This is a genomic window from Streptomyces sp. NPDC059989, assembly GCF_042736975.1.
Taxonomy (GTDB): Bacteria; Actinomycetota; Actinomycetes; order Streptomycetales; family Streptomycetaceae; genus Streptomyces.
Window position 1 is genome coordinate 47,398 of sequence record NZ_JBHWUO010000008.1, and the last position, 15,962, is coordinate 63,359.

The window sequence follows — 15,962 nt, forward strand, 5'->3', positions numbered from 1 at the left end:
GTGTGCTTTTCACCAAAGACCTCAAGGGTGGTGGAGACACGGCCGACAAAGGATTCGTGAGTACCCTTGCGCACACCATGATGACCGCCGCCCGCCACGCCGACTCCGGCCTCGCCGGCCCGGGCGAACTCGACCGCTACCCCTACGCGGAGGCCCCCGGGTCCGACCGCGTCGGAGCGCCCCACTGGGACGGCGCCGACGTCGAGTTGAGCCGGGTCGGCCGCCGCGCCGCCGGCAGCCGGGGCCGCGGACTGCACGGCCAACTCGTCCAGCAGCTCGGCCAGATGATCGTTTCGGGTGACCTCGGAGCGGACCGCCCGCTGGTCCCCGAGGAGATCGGCCAGCGCTTCGAGGTCTCCCGTACCGTCGTCCGCGAATCCCTGCGGGTCCTGGAGGCCAAGGGCCTCGTCAGCGCCCGCCCGAACGTCGGCACCCGGGTCCGCCCCGTCGCCGACTGGAACCTGCTCGACCCCGACATCATCGAATGGCGGGCCTTCGGCCCCCAGCGCGACGACCAGCGCCGCGAGCTGGGCGAGCTCCGCTGGACCATCGAACCGCTCGCCGCCCGCCTCGCCGCCGGCCACGGCCGCCCGGACATCCAGCAGCGCCTCGCCGACATGGTCGAGATCATGGGACACGCCCTCGGCCAGGGTGACTCGATCACCTTCACGCGCGCCGACAACGAGTTCCACGCCCTCCTCATCCAGGTCGCGGGCAACCGTATGCTGGAGCACCTCTCCGGCATCGTCTCCGCCGCGCTCCAGGTCTCCGGCAGCCCGATCACCGCCTGCGACCGCCCGAGCGAGGCCTGCGTCGCGCACCACGCCCGCATGGTCGAGGCCCTCGCCGCCGGCGACGCGACCGGCGCCGAAAACGCCATGCGCCAGCTCCTGACGGTGCATCCGGAGGTCGAGCGCGTGGTTCCCGCCCCGCGCGAGCACTGACGGGCGGACGCGCGGGGGTGTACGACATGTCGCCGGGCCCGGTCGGGTCCGGCGACACCCGCGTGCGGGGTCGATTCCCGGCGTTTCGGTGCCGCCGTACCCGCGCGTATGGCCCTATGACCGGCATTGGTGCATACGGGGTGTGACTCGGGCCACGAAGATTGGGCGTAACACTCAGCGAGGTCACGCGATGACCTAAGAGGTGATGGCCGACGGAGGGAAGACAGCCGCCCTTGCGGGTGCTGTGCAGCTCCCCGGCCCCTGCCCGCGCCCCCGGCCCATCCCCAGTCGGTGGTCGTCGGCTCCGGTCCAGCACCACGAGGCCCGGGGTCGGAAGCCGTTCCCATCGTTCCGAGAGGTTGTTCGTGTCGGCCAGCACATCCCGTACGCTCCCGCCGGAGATCGCCGATTCCGAGTCTGTGATGGCGCTCATCGAGCGGGGCAAGGCCGAGGGGCAGATCGCCGGCGATGACGTGCGTCGGGCCTTCGAGGCTGACCAGATTCCAGCGACCCAGTGGAAGAATGTTCTGCGCAGCCTCAACCAGATCCTCGAGGAAGAGGGTGTGACGCTGATGGTCAGTGCCGCGGAGTCGCCCAAGCGCACCACCCGCAAGAGCGTCGCAGCGAAGAGCCCGGCCAAGCGGACGGCCACCAAGACGGTCGCGGCGAAGACGACGGCTGCGCAGACCGTGGCCGCCGCGGCCCCGGCGGCCGAGACGGCGGACCCGGAGACCACGGACGCTCTCGTGGAGGAGCTCGGAGCCGAGCCCCCCGCGAAGAAGACGGCGGCGAAGAAGACGGCGGCCAAGAAGGCCGCACCCGCGAAGAAGACCGCCGCCAAGAAGACGGCGGCGAAGAAGACCGCCTCCAAGAAGGACGCCGACGAGGCCGGTGACGAGGAGACCCCGGAGGAGGGTCCCGACGCCGCCAAGGCCGAGGCCGACGAGGAAGAGGAGGGCGGCGAGAGCAAGGGCTTCGTCATCTCCGACGACGAGGACGACGCCCCCGCCCAGCAGGTCGTCGTGGCCGGCGCCACCGCCGACCCCGTCAAGGACTACCTCAAGCAGATCGGCAAGGTCCCCCTCCTCAACGCCGAGCAGGAGGTCGAGCTCGCCAAGCGCATCGAGGCGGGCCTGTTCGCCGAGGACAAGCTGGCGAACTCCGACAAGCTGGCGCCCAAGCTCAAGCGCGAGCTGGAGATCATCGCCGAGGACGGCCGCCGCGCCAAGAACCACCTGCTGGAGGCCAACCTCCGCCTCGTGGTCTCCCTCGCCAAGCGCTACACGGGCCGCGGCATGCTCTTCCTCGACCTGATCCAGGAGGGGAACCTGGGTCTGATCCGCGCGGTCGAGAAGTTCGATTACACCAAGGGCTACAAGTTCTCCACCTACGCGACGTGGTGGATCCGGCAGGCGATCACCCGCGCCATGGCCGACCAGGCCCGCACCATCCGCATCCCGGTGCACATGGTCGAGGTCATCAACAAGCTCGCCCGCGTGCAGCGCCAGATGCTCCAGGACCTGGGCCGCGAGCCCACCCCGGAGGAGCTGGCCAAGGAACTCGACATGACCCCCGAGAAGGTCATCGAGGTCCAGAAGTACGGCCGCGAGCCGATCTCCCTGCACACGCCGCTCGGCGAGGACGGCGACAGCGAGTTCGGCGACCTGATCGAGGACTCCGAGGCGGTCGTCCCGGCCGACGCCGTGAGCTTCACGCTCCTCCAGGAGCAGCTGCACTCGGTGCTCGACACCCTGAGCGAGCGCGAGGCCGGCGTGGTCTCCATGCGCTTCGGCCTCACGGACGGCCAGCCCAAGACCCTCGACGAGATCGGCAAGGTCTACGGCGTCACGCGTGAGCGGATCCGCCAGATCGAGTCGAAGACGATGTCGAAGCTGCGTCACCCGTCCCGCTCCCAGGTGCTGCGCGACTACCTGGACTGACCGGTACGGGGGCGACGGCGGGTGGCCGCGCGGGTGCGCACGGCCACCGGTCATCCCACTCTGGGTGGAGTCATGCACACTCGGAGTCAGGAGGCCTCATGCGTCGTCCCTTTGCCCGTGCTCTGGCGGGAGCGCTGACCCTGGCGGCGGGAGCGGCCGCTGCGCCGCTGGCCCAGATGCCGCAGGCGGCCGCGGACAGCGTGGTGATCGGCGGGAAGCCGGTCAAGGTGGCCGACAGTCCGTGGGTCGTGGCCCTCGCCAGCCGTGACCGGTTCGGGGGTACGAGGGGCGGCCAGTTCTGCGGGGGCGTCATCGTGTCCCCGACCCGGGTGCTGACCGCGGCCCACTGCCTGGGCCGCGAGGTGCTGGGCGGCCCGGTCGAGGCGGTCCCCGACTTCCGCGTGATCGCCGGGCGTACGGAGCTACGGGCGAGCGACGGCCGTGAGATCGCCGTGCGCGGGGCCCGGGTGAACCCGGACTACGACCCGAGGAGCAATTCCGGGGACCTCGCCGTGCTGGAACTCGCCGAATCCGTGCCCGCCCACTACGTCCTCCCCCTGGCCGGTGCGGGCCATCCGGCCTACGCGCCCGGGACCGAGGCGGCCGTATACGGCTGGGGCGACACGAGCGGCTTTGGTGACTACGCGTACGCGCTGCGCGCCGCCCCGGTGACCGTCCTGTCGGACGAGGTGTGCGGGCGCGCCTACCCCGGGGACGCGGATGGGCAGTACCGGGCCGAGTCGATGGTGTGCGCGGGGGACGGCGGGGGAGGCAAGGACGCCTGCCAGGGCGACAGCGGGGGCCCGCTGGTGGCCCAGGGGCGGCTCATCGGGCTGGTGTCGTGGGGCCGCGGCTGCGGGCGGGCCGACAGCCCGGGGGTGTACACGCGGGTCGCCCCGCTCGCCGGCTTCGTGACGGCCCCGGAGAAGGGCGCACAGCCCGCCGGGGTCCAAGGCACCGCGCCGGGGGCCAGTAGGGGCTCCGGACCGGCCGCAGGGCCCGTATGGGGGCATCGTACGGACTAGTGCCCGAGGCCGGCGGCAGCGGACGGCGCCGGCGCACACGGGAAACCGCCCGTCCCCGAGGGGGCGGGCGGTCCCGGAAGTGAGGACGGGCGGCACCCCCGGGTCTCAGGGGTGCCGCCCGTCGACCGGCATCGCCGGTCCTGGCTCGTCGGATGCGAGGTACAGGCCTGTGTCAGCGGTCCTCGGGTTCGGCGGCATTGGCAGCCGGAGCGGACGTAAGCCGCTCGGTCTCATCCTGTATTTCCGCGGCGATCTTCTTGAGTTCCGGCTCGAACTTGCGACCGTGGTGGGCGCAGAAGAGCAGTTCACCGCCGCTCAGCAGGACGACGCGCAGATATGCCTGGGCGCCGCAACGGTCGCATCGGTCAGCGGCCGTCAGCGGGGTCGCGGGTGTCAGAACAGTAGTCACGTCGCCTCTTCTCTAGCTCGACGAGCTGTCGTACCAGGGTCAACATCCAACCAGGCCGAAAACGTTCCCGCTCGCGGCTTTTCCTCGAAACTTCCTTCCGAAGCTGGCCGGCTGCTGCCGGTTGGCGGCGAAGGAGCCGTATTGCGTTGCTTTACGGTTTCGCGTTGTCAGTCGTTCGCTGTTGCAGTTCCATCCTCCCCGGCGTGAGTGCCAGGTTGTTCATGAGGACGTGCCCGAACCCTAAATGGTTCATGCCTGGAAGGGAACGTGATGTTTCCGTCACCCGCACGGGGGATCGAACACCCGTGCGGATCTGGACTAGGCTGAGGAACGGGCGAGGGTGGCGTTGCATCGGCTCTACCTGGCCTCGGTACCCTTCGACCGGCACCCGAGCCACCCCTGCGCCCCACCGGGCCAGAAAAGAAATTCAGCGAGGAGCGAACTGCGTGACCGCCGACACGTCCGTGCCTTCCAGCGCGCTGCTGTCCGGAGCAGACCGGGACGGTTCCAACTACACCGCGCGGCACCTGCTCGTCCTCGAAGGGCTGGAGGCCGTCCGCAAGCGCCCCGGCATGTATATCGGCTCGACCGACAGCCGGGGCCTCATGCACTGCCTCTGGGAGATCATCGACAATTCCGTCGATGAGGCCCTGGGCGGCTACTGCGACCACATCGAGGTGATCCTCCACGAGGACGCCTCCGTCGAGGTCCGCGACAACGGCCGGGGCATTCCCGTCGACGTCGAGCCCAAGACCGGCCTCTCCGGCATCGAGGTCGTCATGACCAAGCTGCACGCCGGCGGAAAGTTCGGCGGCGGCTCGTACGCGGCCTCCGGCGGCCTGCACGGCGTCGGCGCCTCCGTGGTCAACGCCCTCTCCGCCCGCCTGGACGTCGAGGTCGACCGCAACAGCTCCACCCACGCCATCAGCTTCCGCCGCGGCGTCCCCGGAATGTTCACCGAGCAGGGCCCCGACAGCCCCTTCGACCCCGCCAACGGCCTGCGCAAGGTCAAGCGGGTCGCCAAGGGCAAGACGGGCACCCGGGTCCGCTACTGGGCCGACCGCCAGATCTTCCTCAAGGACGCGCGGCTCAACCTGGAGACGCTCTACCAGCGCGCCCGCCAGACCGCCTTCCTCGTCCCCGGCCTGACCCTGGTCGTCCGCGACGAGCGCGGCATCGACGGAGCCGGCAAGACCGAGGAGACCTTCCGCTTCGACGGCGGCATCAGCGAATTCTGCGAGTACCTCGCCCAGGACAAGGCCGTCTGCGACGTCCTGCGCCTGACCGGCACGGGCACGTTCAAGGAGACCGTCCCGGTCCTCGACGACCGCGGCCACATGACCCCCACCGAGGTCACCCGCGAGCTCGGCGTGGACATCGCCCTGCGCTGGGGCACGGGGTACGAGACCAACGTCAAGTCCTTCGTGAACATCATCGCCACCCCCAAGGGCGGCACCCACGTCTCCGGCTTCGAGCGCTCGGTCGCCAAGACCGTCAACGAGGTCCTGCGCTCCGCGAAGCTGCTGCGCGTGGCCGAGGACGACGTGGTCAAGGACGACGCGATGGAGGGCATGACGGCCGTCGTCACCGTCCGCCTCGCCGAGCCGCAGTTCGAGGGCCAGACCAAAGAGGTGCTCGGCACCTCGGCAGCCACCCGGATCGTCGCCGCCGTGGTGGCCAAGGAGCTCAAGGCCTTCCTCACCTCCACCAAGCGCGACGACAAGCAGCAGGCCCGCGCCGTGATGGAGAAGATCGTCGCGGCCGCCCGGACCAGGATCGCGGCCCGCCAGCACAAGGAGGCGCAGCGCCGCAAGACCGCGCTGGAGACCTCCTCGCTGCCCGCGAAGCTGGCCGACTGCCGCAGCGACGACGTGGAGCGCAGCGAGCTCTTCATCGTCGAGGGCGACTCGGCCCTCGGTACGGCGAAGCTCGCCCGGAACTCCGAATTCCAGGCGCTGCTGCCGATCCGCGGCAAGATCCTCAATGTCCAGAAGTCGTCCGTCTCGGACATGCTCAAGAACGCCGAGTGCGGGGCGATCATCCAGGTCATAGGAGCCGGCTCGGGCCGGACCTTCGACCTCGACGCCGCCCGCTACGGGAAGATCGTCCTGCTCGTCGACGCCGACGTCGACGGCGCGCACATCCGCTGCCTGCTGCTCACGCTCTTCCAGCGGTACATGCGGCCGATGGTCGAGGCGGGCCGGGTCTTCGCTGCCGTGCCGCCGCTGCACCGGATCGAGCTGGTCCAGCCGAAGAAGGGCCAGGACAAGTACGTCTACACGTACTCGGACAACGAACTGCGCCAGACCCTCCTGGAGTACCAGCGCAAGAACATCCGGTACAAGGATTCGATCCAGCGCTACAAGGGCCTCGGCGAGATGGACGCGGACCAGCTGGCGGAGACCACCATGGACCCCCGCTTCCGCACCCTGCGCAGGATCAACATCGGCGACCTGGACTCGGCCGAGACGGTCTTCGACCTCCTCATGGGCAACGAGGTCGCCCCGCGCAAGGAGTTCATCACGAGCTCCGCGGCCACCCTGGACCGCTCGCGCATCGACGCCTGACCCCGCGACCGGCACACCCGGGCTGTTCGCTCCATCACCTGAAGGGGTGAACAGTTCCGGGACACCAGTCCGGAAAGGGTCCATTCCGCACATCCTTGTGGGCACGCGGCCAATGCGGCAGCGGACAAGGAGAGTTCGGTGGACAAGCACGAAGGTCGTGATGCCGGAACGATCCGGCTGGACGACCCCTGGTACGACGCGCTGGCCGTCGGCTGGGGCGAGGGCGGGGAAGCGTCCCCGCCGCCCCCGGTCCCCGACGGCCGCCCCGCGCCCGGCGCATCCGAGATCTACCTCGAAGTGCAGCGCAGCGCCGCGTTCCAGGAGGTCCGCAGCCGCTACCGCAGGTTCGTCGTCCCCGCGACCGCCGGCTTCTTCCTCTGGTACGTCGCCTACGTGGTCGCCGCCACCGCCGCCCCCGGCGTCATGGCCCGGCCCGTGGCCGGCGCCGTCAACGTGGCCATGCTGGCGGGGCTCGGGCAGTTCCTCAGCACCTTCCTGCTGACCTGGGCGTACGCCCGGCACGCGCGACTGCGCCGGGACCGCGCCGCGCTCGACCTGCGCTGGACCGTATTCGAGCAGGAGCGCGGCCAGGAGCGGAACCGGGCGAGGGGGACCGGCCGGTGACCACCGAGCACCAGACCCTCGCGCTGATCCTGTTCAGCGTCTTCATCGCGGTGACCCTGGGCATCACCACCTGGGTCAGCCGCAACCGGCACGGGTCGGCCGAGGAGTTCTACGCCGGAGGGCGGCTGTTCTCGCCTCTGGAGAACGGTTTCGCCATCGCGGGCGACTACATGTCCGCCGCCTCCTTCCTCGGCATCTCCGGGCTGATCGCCCTCTTCGGCTACGACGGCCTGCTGTACTCGGTGGGCTTCCTGGTCGCCTGGCTGGTGGTGCTGTTCCTGGTCGCCGAGCTGGTCCGCAACTGCGGGCGCTTCACCCTCGCCGACGTGGTGGCCGCCCGGATGAGCGAGCGGCCGGTGCGGATCGCGGCCGGCACCTCCTCGGTCGTCGTCTCCGTGCTCTACCTCGTCGCGCAGATGGTCGGCGCGGGCAGTCTGGTCGGCCTGCTGCTCGGGAGCTCGGGCACCGCGGCACGGACGCTCACCGTGATCGGCGTGGGAGCGCTGATGGTGGTCTACGTGTCCTTCGGCGGAATGCGGGCCACCACCTGGATCCAGATCGTGAAGGCCGTGCTGCTGATGGGCGGGGCGATCACCCTGACCGTGCTCGTGCTGCTGCGCTTCCACGGGAACTTCGACCAGCTGCTCACCAGCGCCGCCGACCGCAGCGGGCACGGGCTCCGGTTCCTGAGCCCCGGCCTCAAATACGGCGGCGACTGGACCGCCCGCGTCGACTTCATGAGCCTCGGCCTCGCGCTGGTCCTGGGGACCGCCGGGCTGCCGCACATCCTGTCGCGCTTCTACACGGTCCCCACCGCGCGGGCCGCGCGCCGGTCGGTGGTGTGGGCGATCGCGCTGATCGGCGGCTTCTACCTGATGACCATCGTGCTCGGCTTCGGGGCGGCGGCCCTGGTCGGCCCGGACGCGGTGCGGGCCTCCAACGCCTCGGGGAACACGGCGGTTCCGCTGCTCGCCGCCCACCTCGGCGGGGGCGCCGAGACCACCGGGGGCGCGGTGCTCTTCGCCTTCGTGGCCGCCATCGCCTTCGCCACCATCCTCGCCGTGGTCGCCGGGATCACCCTGGCCTCGTCGGCCTCCGTCGCGCACGACCTGTACGCCTCCCTCAAGCGGCGGCACGCCAGGCAGCGCAGCGAGGTCTCCGTGGCCCGGATCGCGGCCGTCGGCATCGGGGCGGTCGCGATCGCTCTCGGGCTGCTCGCCCAGAACCTCAACGTGGCCTTTCTGGTGGGACTGGCCTTCGCGGTGGCGGCGTCGGCGAACCTGCCGGTGCTGCTGTACTCGCTCTTCTGGCGCGGGTTCACCACGCGCGGTGCCGTCTGGGCGGTGTACGGCGGCCTGATCCCGGCGGTGCTGCTGGTCGTGCTCTCGCCCGTGGTCTCCGGGAGCGCCGAATCGCTCTTCCCCGGCGTGGACTTCCAGTACTTCCCGCTCCAGAACCCGGGGATCATCTCCATCCCGCTGGGCTTCCTGGCGGGCTGGCTGGGCACGGTCACCTCGGGCGAGGAGGCGGACGAGCGCAAGCACGCAGAGACCGAGGTCCGCTCGCTGACGGGGGCCGGGGCGGTGTGAGCCGTCAGGGCCCTTCCGAGGGGAGCCAGGTGTAGCGGTGCTCCGGGCGGCCCGTCTCGCCGTAGCGGAGGGCCAGGGTGACGCGGCCCGAGCGTTCGAGGAGCTTCAGGTAGCGCTGGGCGGTCTGGCGGCTGATGCCCGCGCGGTCGGCGATCTGCTGGGTGGACAGGGCGCCTCCGGCGGAGCGCAGGACCTGGCGGACCAGTTCCGCGGTGGTGGGGGAGTGGCCCTTGGGGAGGTCGTTCGGGGATCCGGCGGCGGCGAGGGCGCCGAAGATCCGGTCCACCTCGGCCTGTTCGGCCTCGCCGCCGGTGTCCAGGGTGCGGCGCAGTGCCCCGTACGCCTCCAGCTTCGAGCGCAGGCCCGCGAAGGTGAAGGGCTTGACCAGGTACTGGAGGGCGCCGAGGCGCATGGCGGTCTGCACGGTGGCCAGGTCACGGGCCGCGGTGACCATGATCACGTCGGTGCTGTGGCCGAGCTGGCGCAGGCGGCGCACCAGGTCGAGGCCGTTCTCGTCCGGAAGGTAGTGGTCGAGGAGGATCAGGTCCACGGGGTGGGTGGTGAGGAAGTCGAGGGCCTCGGCCGCGGAGTGGGTCTGCGCGACCACCCGGAAACCGGGAACCTTCGCCACGTAGGCCGCGTTGATCCGGGCAACGCGCATGTCGTCGTCGACGACCAATACGCGCATCGGGGTCTCGTTCATCGCAGGGCCTCCGGGAGTACGACGGAGAACTCCGCCCCTCCGTCCGCTGTCTCGCCGGCCCGGGCGCTGCCGCCCTGCCGCTCCGCGAGGCGGCGTACGAGGGCGAGGCCCAGCCCGCGCTCGCGGTGGGCCTTGGCCAGCTTGGTCGACCAGCCCTCCGTGAAGATCTCCTCGCGGCGCGCCACGGGGACGCCGGGTCCGCTGTCGCGCACGCGGAGCACGGCGGTCCGGCCTTCGGCGCGCAGCTCCACCTCCACCAGGGGTGCCGCCGAGCCGACCGCGGCGTCCAGGGCGTTGTCCACCAGGTTGCCGACGATCGTGACGAGGTCGCCCGGGTCCACCAGTCGGTCCGGGAGGAGGGTGGCCTCGGCGAGCCGCAGCGGGACGCCGCGCTCTGCCGCGACGGTCGCCTTGCCCACCAGGAGGGCGGCCAGCAGCGGGTCGTGGACCTTCTCCGTGACCTGTTCGGCGGTGGTGCGGTGCACCCCGACGACCTCGGTCACGAACTCCACCGCCTCCTCGTGCAGGCCGAGCTCCAGCAGGCCGAGGAGGGTGTGGAGGCGGTTGGCGTGCTCGTGGTCCTGGGCGCGCAGGGCGTCGATCAGGCCACGGGTGGAGTCGAGCTCGCGGCCCAAGTGCTCCAGCTCGGTGCGGTCGCGCAGGGTGGCCACCGCGCCGCCGTCCTCGGTGGGCATCCGGTTGGCGACCAGGACCCGGGGGCCCTGGACGGTGACCAGGTCGCGGCCGCTCACCCGGCCCGCGAGGACGTCCGCGGTGCGCCCGGCGCCGAGTACGTCCTCCAGCGGGCGTCCGGCGAGGACACCCGACGGGCCCGCCGCATCCGGCGTGAGGCCCAGCAGCCGGGCGGCCTCGTCGTTGACGAGCCGGACCCGGCCCGCCCGGTCGAGCGCGATCACGCCCTCGCGGATGGAGTGCAGCATCGCCTCGCGCTCGGCGAGCAGGCCGGCGATGTCGGAGAAGGCCAGGTCCCGGGTCTGCCGCTGGATCCTGCGGGACACCAGGTAGGCGGCGAGGGCGCCGGCGGCCAGGGCGCCGCCCGCGTAGGCGAGCAGGCCGGGGATGGCGCCCAGCAGCCGGTCGCGGACGCTGTCGTAGGCGATGCCGACCGAGACGGCGCCGACGATCTCGCCGTCGGACGCCAGGAGCGGGACCTTGCCGCGGGCCGAGCGGCCCAGGGTGCCCTCGTCGATCTCCATGACCTCGCGGCCCGCCAGGGCGTCGCTCGGGTCGGTGGAGACGGGCAGCCCGATCCGTCCGGGGCTGGGGTGCGAGCGGCGGATGCCGTCCAGGTCCATGACGACCACGTACTCGGCTCCGGTGGCCCGGCGGATCCGCTCGGCCGAGGACTGCACCGGGCTGTCCGGCGAGGCCCCCGAGTCCAGCAGGTCCGCGGCCAGTGACGGGTCGGCCGCGGCGGACTGCGCGATGGCCAGGGCGCGCCGCATCGCCTGGTCGTCGAGCTGCGCGCTCAGCGGGGCCAGGAACAGGCCGGTGGCCAGCACGACCACCCCGCCGGCGATGGCCAGCTGGGTCAGCAGGATCTGGGAGACGGCCCGTCTGGGCAGCCCGAGGCGCCGAGCGCTCATGAGGAGGAACCGCATGAGTAGCAACGGTAGGTCGGCTCCGGCACAAGCGGAATTCCCTCGTGCACGCAAATCGCTTGCGTGATTTGCGCCCAGCTTGCGCAAGCGATGACAGCACGAAAATGCGGTCACGGTAGTAGACGACTCAGCAATGCTCTGCAACTCTCGCACCGCACGATGCAAATTCCTATCTCACCTGGTTCACAAAACTCATGCCGAGGGTCGAGGACATATGAGAAGGCTCAACTGGAGATGGCGGGCCCTGGCCGCCCTCATCGGCACCACCCTGCTGATCCTGGGCCTGCCGGCCCTGACCGCCGCGGCCGCCGGCGGCCCGAGCATCGCCGCCGGCCGACCCGCGACCGCGAGCAGCGCCAACGGCGCCTACGTGGCCGCCAACGTCACCGACGGCAACCAGTCGACCTACTGGGAGAGCGCCGGCAGCACCTTCCCGCAATGGGTGCAGACCGACCTCGGGGCCGTCACCCGCGTCGACCAGGTCGTGCTCAAGCTGCCCGCCGCGTGGGAGGGCCGCAGCCAGACCCTGTCCGTCCAGGGCAGCGCCGACGGCACCGGCTTCAGCACCCTGGTGAACTCGGCGGCGTACGCCTTCGGCCAGGGCAGCGGCAACGCGGTGACCACCACCTTCCCGGCCGCGCAGACCCGCTACGTCCGGATCGAGATCACCGCCAACACGGGCTGGCCGGCCGCACAGCTCTCCGAGCTGGAGGTCCGCGCCCCAGGCGAGTCCTCGGCCAACCTCGCCCTCGGCAAGACCCTGACCGCGAGCAGCAGCACCCAGACCTACCTCCCGGCCAACGCCAACGACGGCAACACCGCCAGCTACTGGGAGAGCGCGAACAACGCCCTGCCCCAGTGGATCCAGGCCGACCTGGGCGCCTCCGTACGCGTGGACCGCGTGGTCCTGCGCCTCCCCGAGAGCTGGGGCGCCCGCACCCAGACCCTGAAGCTCCAGGGCAGCGCCAACGGCTCGGATTTCACCGACCTCACCGCCTCCAAGGCCTACGACTTCAACGCGGCCGGCGGCAACGCGGCGACCCTCGCCTTCGACGCGGCCACCACCCGCTATGTCCGCGTCCTGATCTCGCTCAACTCCGTACAGCCGGGCGGTCAGCTCTCCGAGCTGGAGATCTACGGCCCGCAGACCGGCGACACCCAGGCGCCGACGGCCCCGACCGCGCTCGCCTACACCGAGCCCGCCACCGGTCAGATCCGGCTCACCTGGCAGTCGGCCACCGACAACGTGGCCGTTACCGGCTACGACGTCTACGCGAACAACCAGCTGCGCACCAGCGTGGCCGGTGACGTGACGGCCTACACCGACACCCAGCCCACCGGCGCGAACGTCACCTACTACGTCCGCGCCAAGGACGCCGCCGGCAACCAGTCGCCGAACAGCAACAGCGTGACCCGCGCCGGCGACACCGGCGACACCCAGGCCCCGACCGCCCCGGGCGCCCTGACCCTCACCCAGCCGGCCGCCGACCAGGTCAAGCTCACCTGGCAGGCCTCCACCGACAACGTGGCCGTCACCGGCTACGAGGTCTACGCGAACAGCGTGCTGCGCACCACGGTCGCGGGCAGCGCCACCACCTACACCGACACCCAGCCGGCGAGCGCCACCGTCGGCTACTTCGTCCGCGCCAGGGACGCGGCGGGCAACCGCTCCGGCGACAGCAACACCGTCACCCGCAACGGCACCGGAGGCGGCGGTTCCAACCTGGCCGTGGGCAAGCCGATCACCGGCTCCTCGGTGATCCACACCTTCGTGGCCGAGAACGCCAACGACAACAGCACCGCCACCTACTGGGAGGGTGCGGCCGGCGCCTACCCGAGCACCCTGACGGTCGCCCTCGGCGCCAACGCCGACCTCGACCGCCTCGTCCTCAAGCTCAGCCCGGACAGCAGCTGGGGCACCCGTACCCAGACCATCCAGGTCCTCGGCCGCGAGCAGAGCGCCTCGGGCGTCAGCCCGCTGGCCGCCGCCAAGGAGTACGTCTTCAACCCCGCCTCCGGGAACACCGTCACCATCCCGCTGACCGCCCGCGTCGCGGACGTCCAGCTGCGCTTCACCGCCAACACCGGCGCCTCCAACGGCCAGATCGCCGAGTTCCAGGTCATAGGCGTCCCGGCGCCCAATCCGGACCTGGAGATCACCGCCCTGAGCGCGACCCCGGCCGGCCCGGTGGAGTCGGACCCCGTCACCCTCTCCGCCACCGTCAGGAACAGCGGCCCGGCCCCGGCCGCCGCCACCGCCGTCGCCTTCCGGCTGGGCGGCACCAAGGTCGGTACGGCCGACGTGCCCGCCCTCGCTGCGGGCGCCACGGTCACCGTCACCGCCGGGATCGGCCCGCGCGACGCGGGCACCTACCCGCTGAGCGCGGTCGTCGACGAGGCGAACACGGTCGTCGAGCAGAACGACACCAACAACACCTTCACGGGCTCCCCGCTCGTGGTCCGCCCGGTCGCCAGCTCGGACCTGGTCGCCTCGGCAGTGAGCTGGTCGCCCGGCGCCCCCTCGGCCGGGCAGCCGGTCGCCTTCACGGTCACCGTGCGGAACCAGGGCACCGTGGCCGCCGCCTCCGGCACGCACGGGGTCACCCTCACCCTCCAGGACGCGGTCGGCGCCACCGTCCGTACCCTGACGGGCTCCTTCAGCGGGGCCCTCGCGGCCGGCGCCGCCACGGCCCCCGTCGCGCTCGGCAGCTGGCCGGCCGTCAACGGCAAGTACACCGTCAAGGTGGTCCTGGCCGACGACGCCAACGAACTGCCCGTCAAGCGCGGCAACAACACCTCCACCAAGCCCCTCTTCGTGGGCCGCGGGGCGAACATGCCCTTCGACATGTACGAGGCGGAGGACGGGGTCGTCGGCGGCGGAGCGACGGTGCTCGGACCCAACCGCACCATCGGCGACCTCGCGGGCGAGGCCTCGGGCCGCAGGGCGGTCAGCCTCGACGCGACCGGCGAGTACGTGGAGTTCACCACCCGGGCCGCCACCAACACCCTGGTCACCCGCTTCTCCATCCCGGACGCCCCGGGCGGCGGAGGCATCGACTCCACCATCAACGTCTACGTCGACGGCGCCTTCAGGAAGACCCTGCCGCTGACCTCCAAGTACGCCTGGCTGTACGGCGCCGAGGCCGCCCCGGGCAACTCGCCCGGCTCCGGCGCACCGCGGCACATCTATGACGAGGCCAACATCCTGCTCGGCGAAACCGTCCCGCAGGGCAGCAGGATCCGCCTCCAGAAGGACGCGGCCAACACCTCCGCCTACGCCATCGACTTCGTGAGCCTGGAGCAGGCCACGGCCCTCCCCAACCCGGACCCGGCGACCTACACCGTGCCGGCGGGCTTCACCCACCAGGACGTGCAGAACGCCTTGGACAAGGTCCGGATGGACACGACCGGCAAGCTCGTCGGCGTCTACCTGCCGCCCGGCGAGTACGACACGGCGAGCAAGTTCCAGGTGTACGGCAAGGCCGTGCAGGTCGTCGGCGCCGGACCGTGGTTCACCCGCTTCCACGCGCCCGCGTCCCAGGACAACACCGACATCGGCTGGCGCGCGGAGGGCACCGCGAAGGGCTCGTCCTTCTCGGGCTTCGCCTACTTCGGCAACTACACCTCGCGCATCGACGGCCCGGGCAAGGTCTTCGACTTCTCCAACGTCTCCGACATCACCATCGACAACATCTGGAACGAGCACATGGTGTGCCTCTACTGGGGCGCCAACACCGACCGGATCACCATCAAGAACTCCCGGATCCGCGACATGTTCGCCGACGGCATCAACATGACCAACGGCAGCACGGACAACCTCGTGACCAACAACGAGGCGCGGGCCACGGGCGACGACAGTTTCGCGCTGTTCTCGGCGATCGACGCGGGCGGCTCGGACATGAAGAACAACGTCTACGAGAACCTGACCACGATCCTGACCTGGCGCGCGGCCGGTGTCGCCGTCTACGGCGGCTTCAACAACACCTTCCGGAACATCCACATCGCCGACACCCTCGTCTATTCGGGCATCACCATCAGCTCGCTGGACTTCGGATACCCGATGAACGGATTCGGGACGGATCCCACGACCTTCGAGAACATTTCGATCGTGCGGTCCGGCGGCCATTTCTGGGGGGCGCAGACCTTCCCCGGGATCTGGCTGTTCTCGGCCTCGAAGGTGTTCCAGGGGATCCGGATCAACAATGTCGACATCGTCGACCCGACGTACAGCGGAATCATGTTCCAGACGCAGTACGTGGGAGGACAGCCGGTCAACCCCATCAAGGACACCGTCCTGAAGGACATCACCATCACCGGGGCGAAGAAGAGCGGCGACGCCTTCGACGCGAAGTCCGGCTTCGGCCTCTGGGCGAACGAGATGCCCGAGGCGGGGCAGGGACCGGCGGTCGGTGAAGTCACCCTGCACAACCTCAAGATGAGCGACAACGCCGTGGACGTGCGGAACACGACCTCGACGTTCAAGATCAACCTGCTGCCCTAGGGGCGAGGGGCGGGGCACCCGGGGTGCCCCGCCCCTTC

At 70.8% G+C, this 15,962-nt stretch carries 10 protein-coding genes; 7 read left to right on the top strand and 3 right to left on the bottom strand.

Annotated features, from left to right (window positions below; all coding sequences use genetic code 11):
- The first annotated feature begins 2 nt into the window (after positions 1 to 2).
- The 3 genes from ACFWBN_RS09635 to ACFWBN_RS09645 all read left to right on the top strand — a co-directional run bounded on the left by ACFWBN_RS09635 (position 3) and on the right by ACFWBN_RS09645 (position 3,909).
- The gene (locus ACFWBN_RS09635; protein ID WP_385173210.1) at positions 3 to 944 is read left to right on the top strand and encodes a FadR/GntR family transcriptional regulator; all 942 of its coding nucleotides are present in this window, start codon (positions 3 to 5) and stop codon (positions 942 to 944) included.
- Between the two features lie 365 nt (positions 945 to 1,309).
- On the top strand, positions 1,310 to 2,884 hold the full coding sequence (locus tag ACFWBN_RS09640; protein WP_385173213.1) for an RNA polymerase sigma factor: 1,575 nt from the start codon (positions 1,310 to 1,312) through the stop codon (positions 2,882 to 2,884).
- 98 nt (positions 2,885 to 2,982) lie between these two features.
- Positions 2,983 to 3,909 (top strand): serine protease, encoded by a 927-nt coding sequence (locus ACFWBN_RS09645; protein ID WP_385173216.1) that lies wholly within the window; start codon positions 2,983 to 2,985, stop codon positions 3,907 to 3,909.
- A gap of 172 nt (positions 3,910 to 4,081) precedes the next feature.
- Here ACFWBN_RS09645 and ACFWBN_RS09650 read toward each other — a convergent pair whose 3' ends face one another.
- Complete coding sequence (locus tag ACFWBN_RS09650; protein WP_215019552.1) at positions 4,082 to 4,318, bottom strand: hypothetical protein; 237 nt, start codon at positions 4,316 to 4,318, stop codon at positions 4,082 to 4,084.
- 446 nt (positions 4,319 to 4,764) lie between these two features.
- Between ACFWBN_RS09650 and ACFWBN_RS09655 the strand changes: the two genes are divergently transcribed.
- From ACFWBN_RS09655 to ACFWBN_RS09665, 3 genes are all read left to right on the top strand, one after another.
- Positions 4,765 to 6,885 carry a type IIA DNA topoisomerase subunit B gene (locus ACFWBN_RS09655; RefSeq protein WP_385173220.1) on the top strand — a complete coding sequence of 707 codons (2,121 nt, stop codon included), beginning with the start codon at positions 4,765 to 4,767 and terminating at the stop codon, positions 6,883 to 6,885.
- Between the two features lie 138 nt (positions 6,886 to 7,023).
- Positions 7,024 to 7,509 carry a DUF485 domain-containing protein gene (locus ACFWBN_RS09660; protein ID WP_385173222.1) on the top strand — a complete coding sequence of 162 codons (486 nt, stop codon included), beginning with the start codon at positions 7,024 to 7,026 and terminating at the stop codon, positions 7,507 to 7,509.
- Complete coding sequence (locus tag ACFWBN_RS09665; protein WP_385173225.1) at positions 7,506 to 9,098, top strand: cation acetate symporter; 1,593 nt, start codon at positions 7,506 to 7,508, stop codon at positions 9,096 to 9,098. The genes ACFWBN_RS09660 and ACFWBN_RS09665 overlap by 4 nt, the downstream gene beginning before the upstream one ends.
- 4 nt (positions 9,099 to 9,102) lie before the next feature.
- On the opposite strand, the gene ACFWBN_RS09670 is transcribed toward ACFWBN_RS09665, so the two are convergent.
- Both ACFWBN_RS09670 and ACFWBN_RS09675 read right to left on the bottom strand, forming a co-directional pair.
- Complete coding sequence (locus ACFWBN_RS09670; RefSeq protein WP_385173228.1) at positions 9,103 to 9,801, bottom strand: response regulator; 699 nt, start codon at positions 9,799 to 9,801, stop codon at positions 9,103 to 9,105.
- On the bottom strand, positions 9,798 to 11,423 hold the full coding sequence (locus ACFWBN_RS09675) for an ATP-binding protein (protein ID WP_385173231.1): 1,626 nt from the start codon (positions 11,421 to 11,423) through the stop codon (positions 9,798 to 9,800). The genes ACFWBN_RS09670 and ACFWBN_RS09675 overlap by 4 nt, the downstream gene beginning before the upstream one ends.
- Positions 11,424 to 11,637: 214 nt before the next feature.
- Here ACFWBN_RS09675 and ACFWBN_RS09680 point away from each other — a divergent pair, with 214 nt between their 5' ends.
- Positions 11,638 to 15,924 (top strand): discoidin domain-containing protein, encoded by a 4,287-nt coding sequence (locus ACFWBN_RS09680; RefSeq protein ID WP_385173234.1) that lies wholly within the window; start codon positions 11,638 to 11,640, stop codon positions 15,922 to 15,924.
- The last annotated feature ends 38 nt before the right edge of the window (positions 15,925 to 15,962 follow it).

What these genes read in the sequence shown, in the direction of transcription:
- ACFWBN_RS09645 (WP_385173216.1), top strand. Translation starts at nt 2,983, where the DNA reads ATGCGTCGTCCCTTTGCCCGTGCTCTGGCGGGAGCGCTGACCCTGGCG.
- ACFWBN_RS09680 (WP_385173234.1), top strand. Translation starts at nt 11,638, where the DNA reads ATGAGAAGGCTCAACTGGAGATGGCGGGCCCTGGCCGCCCTCATCGGC.
- ACFWBN_RS09670 (WP_385173228.1), bottom strand. Translation starts at nt 9,801, where the DNA reads ATGAACGAGACCCCGATGCGCGTATTGGTCGTCGACGACGACATGCGC.
- ACFWBN_RS09675 (WP_385173231.1), bottom strand. Translation starts at nt 11,423, where the DNA reads ATGCGGTTCCTCCTCATGAGCGCTCGGCGCCTCGGGCTGCCCAGACGG.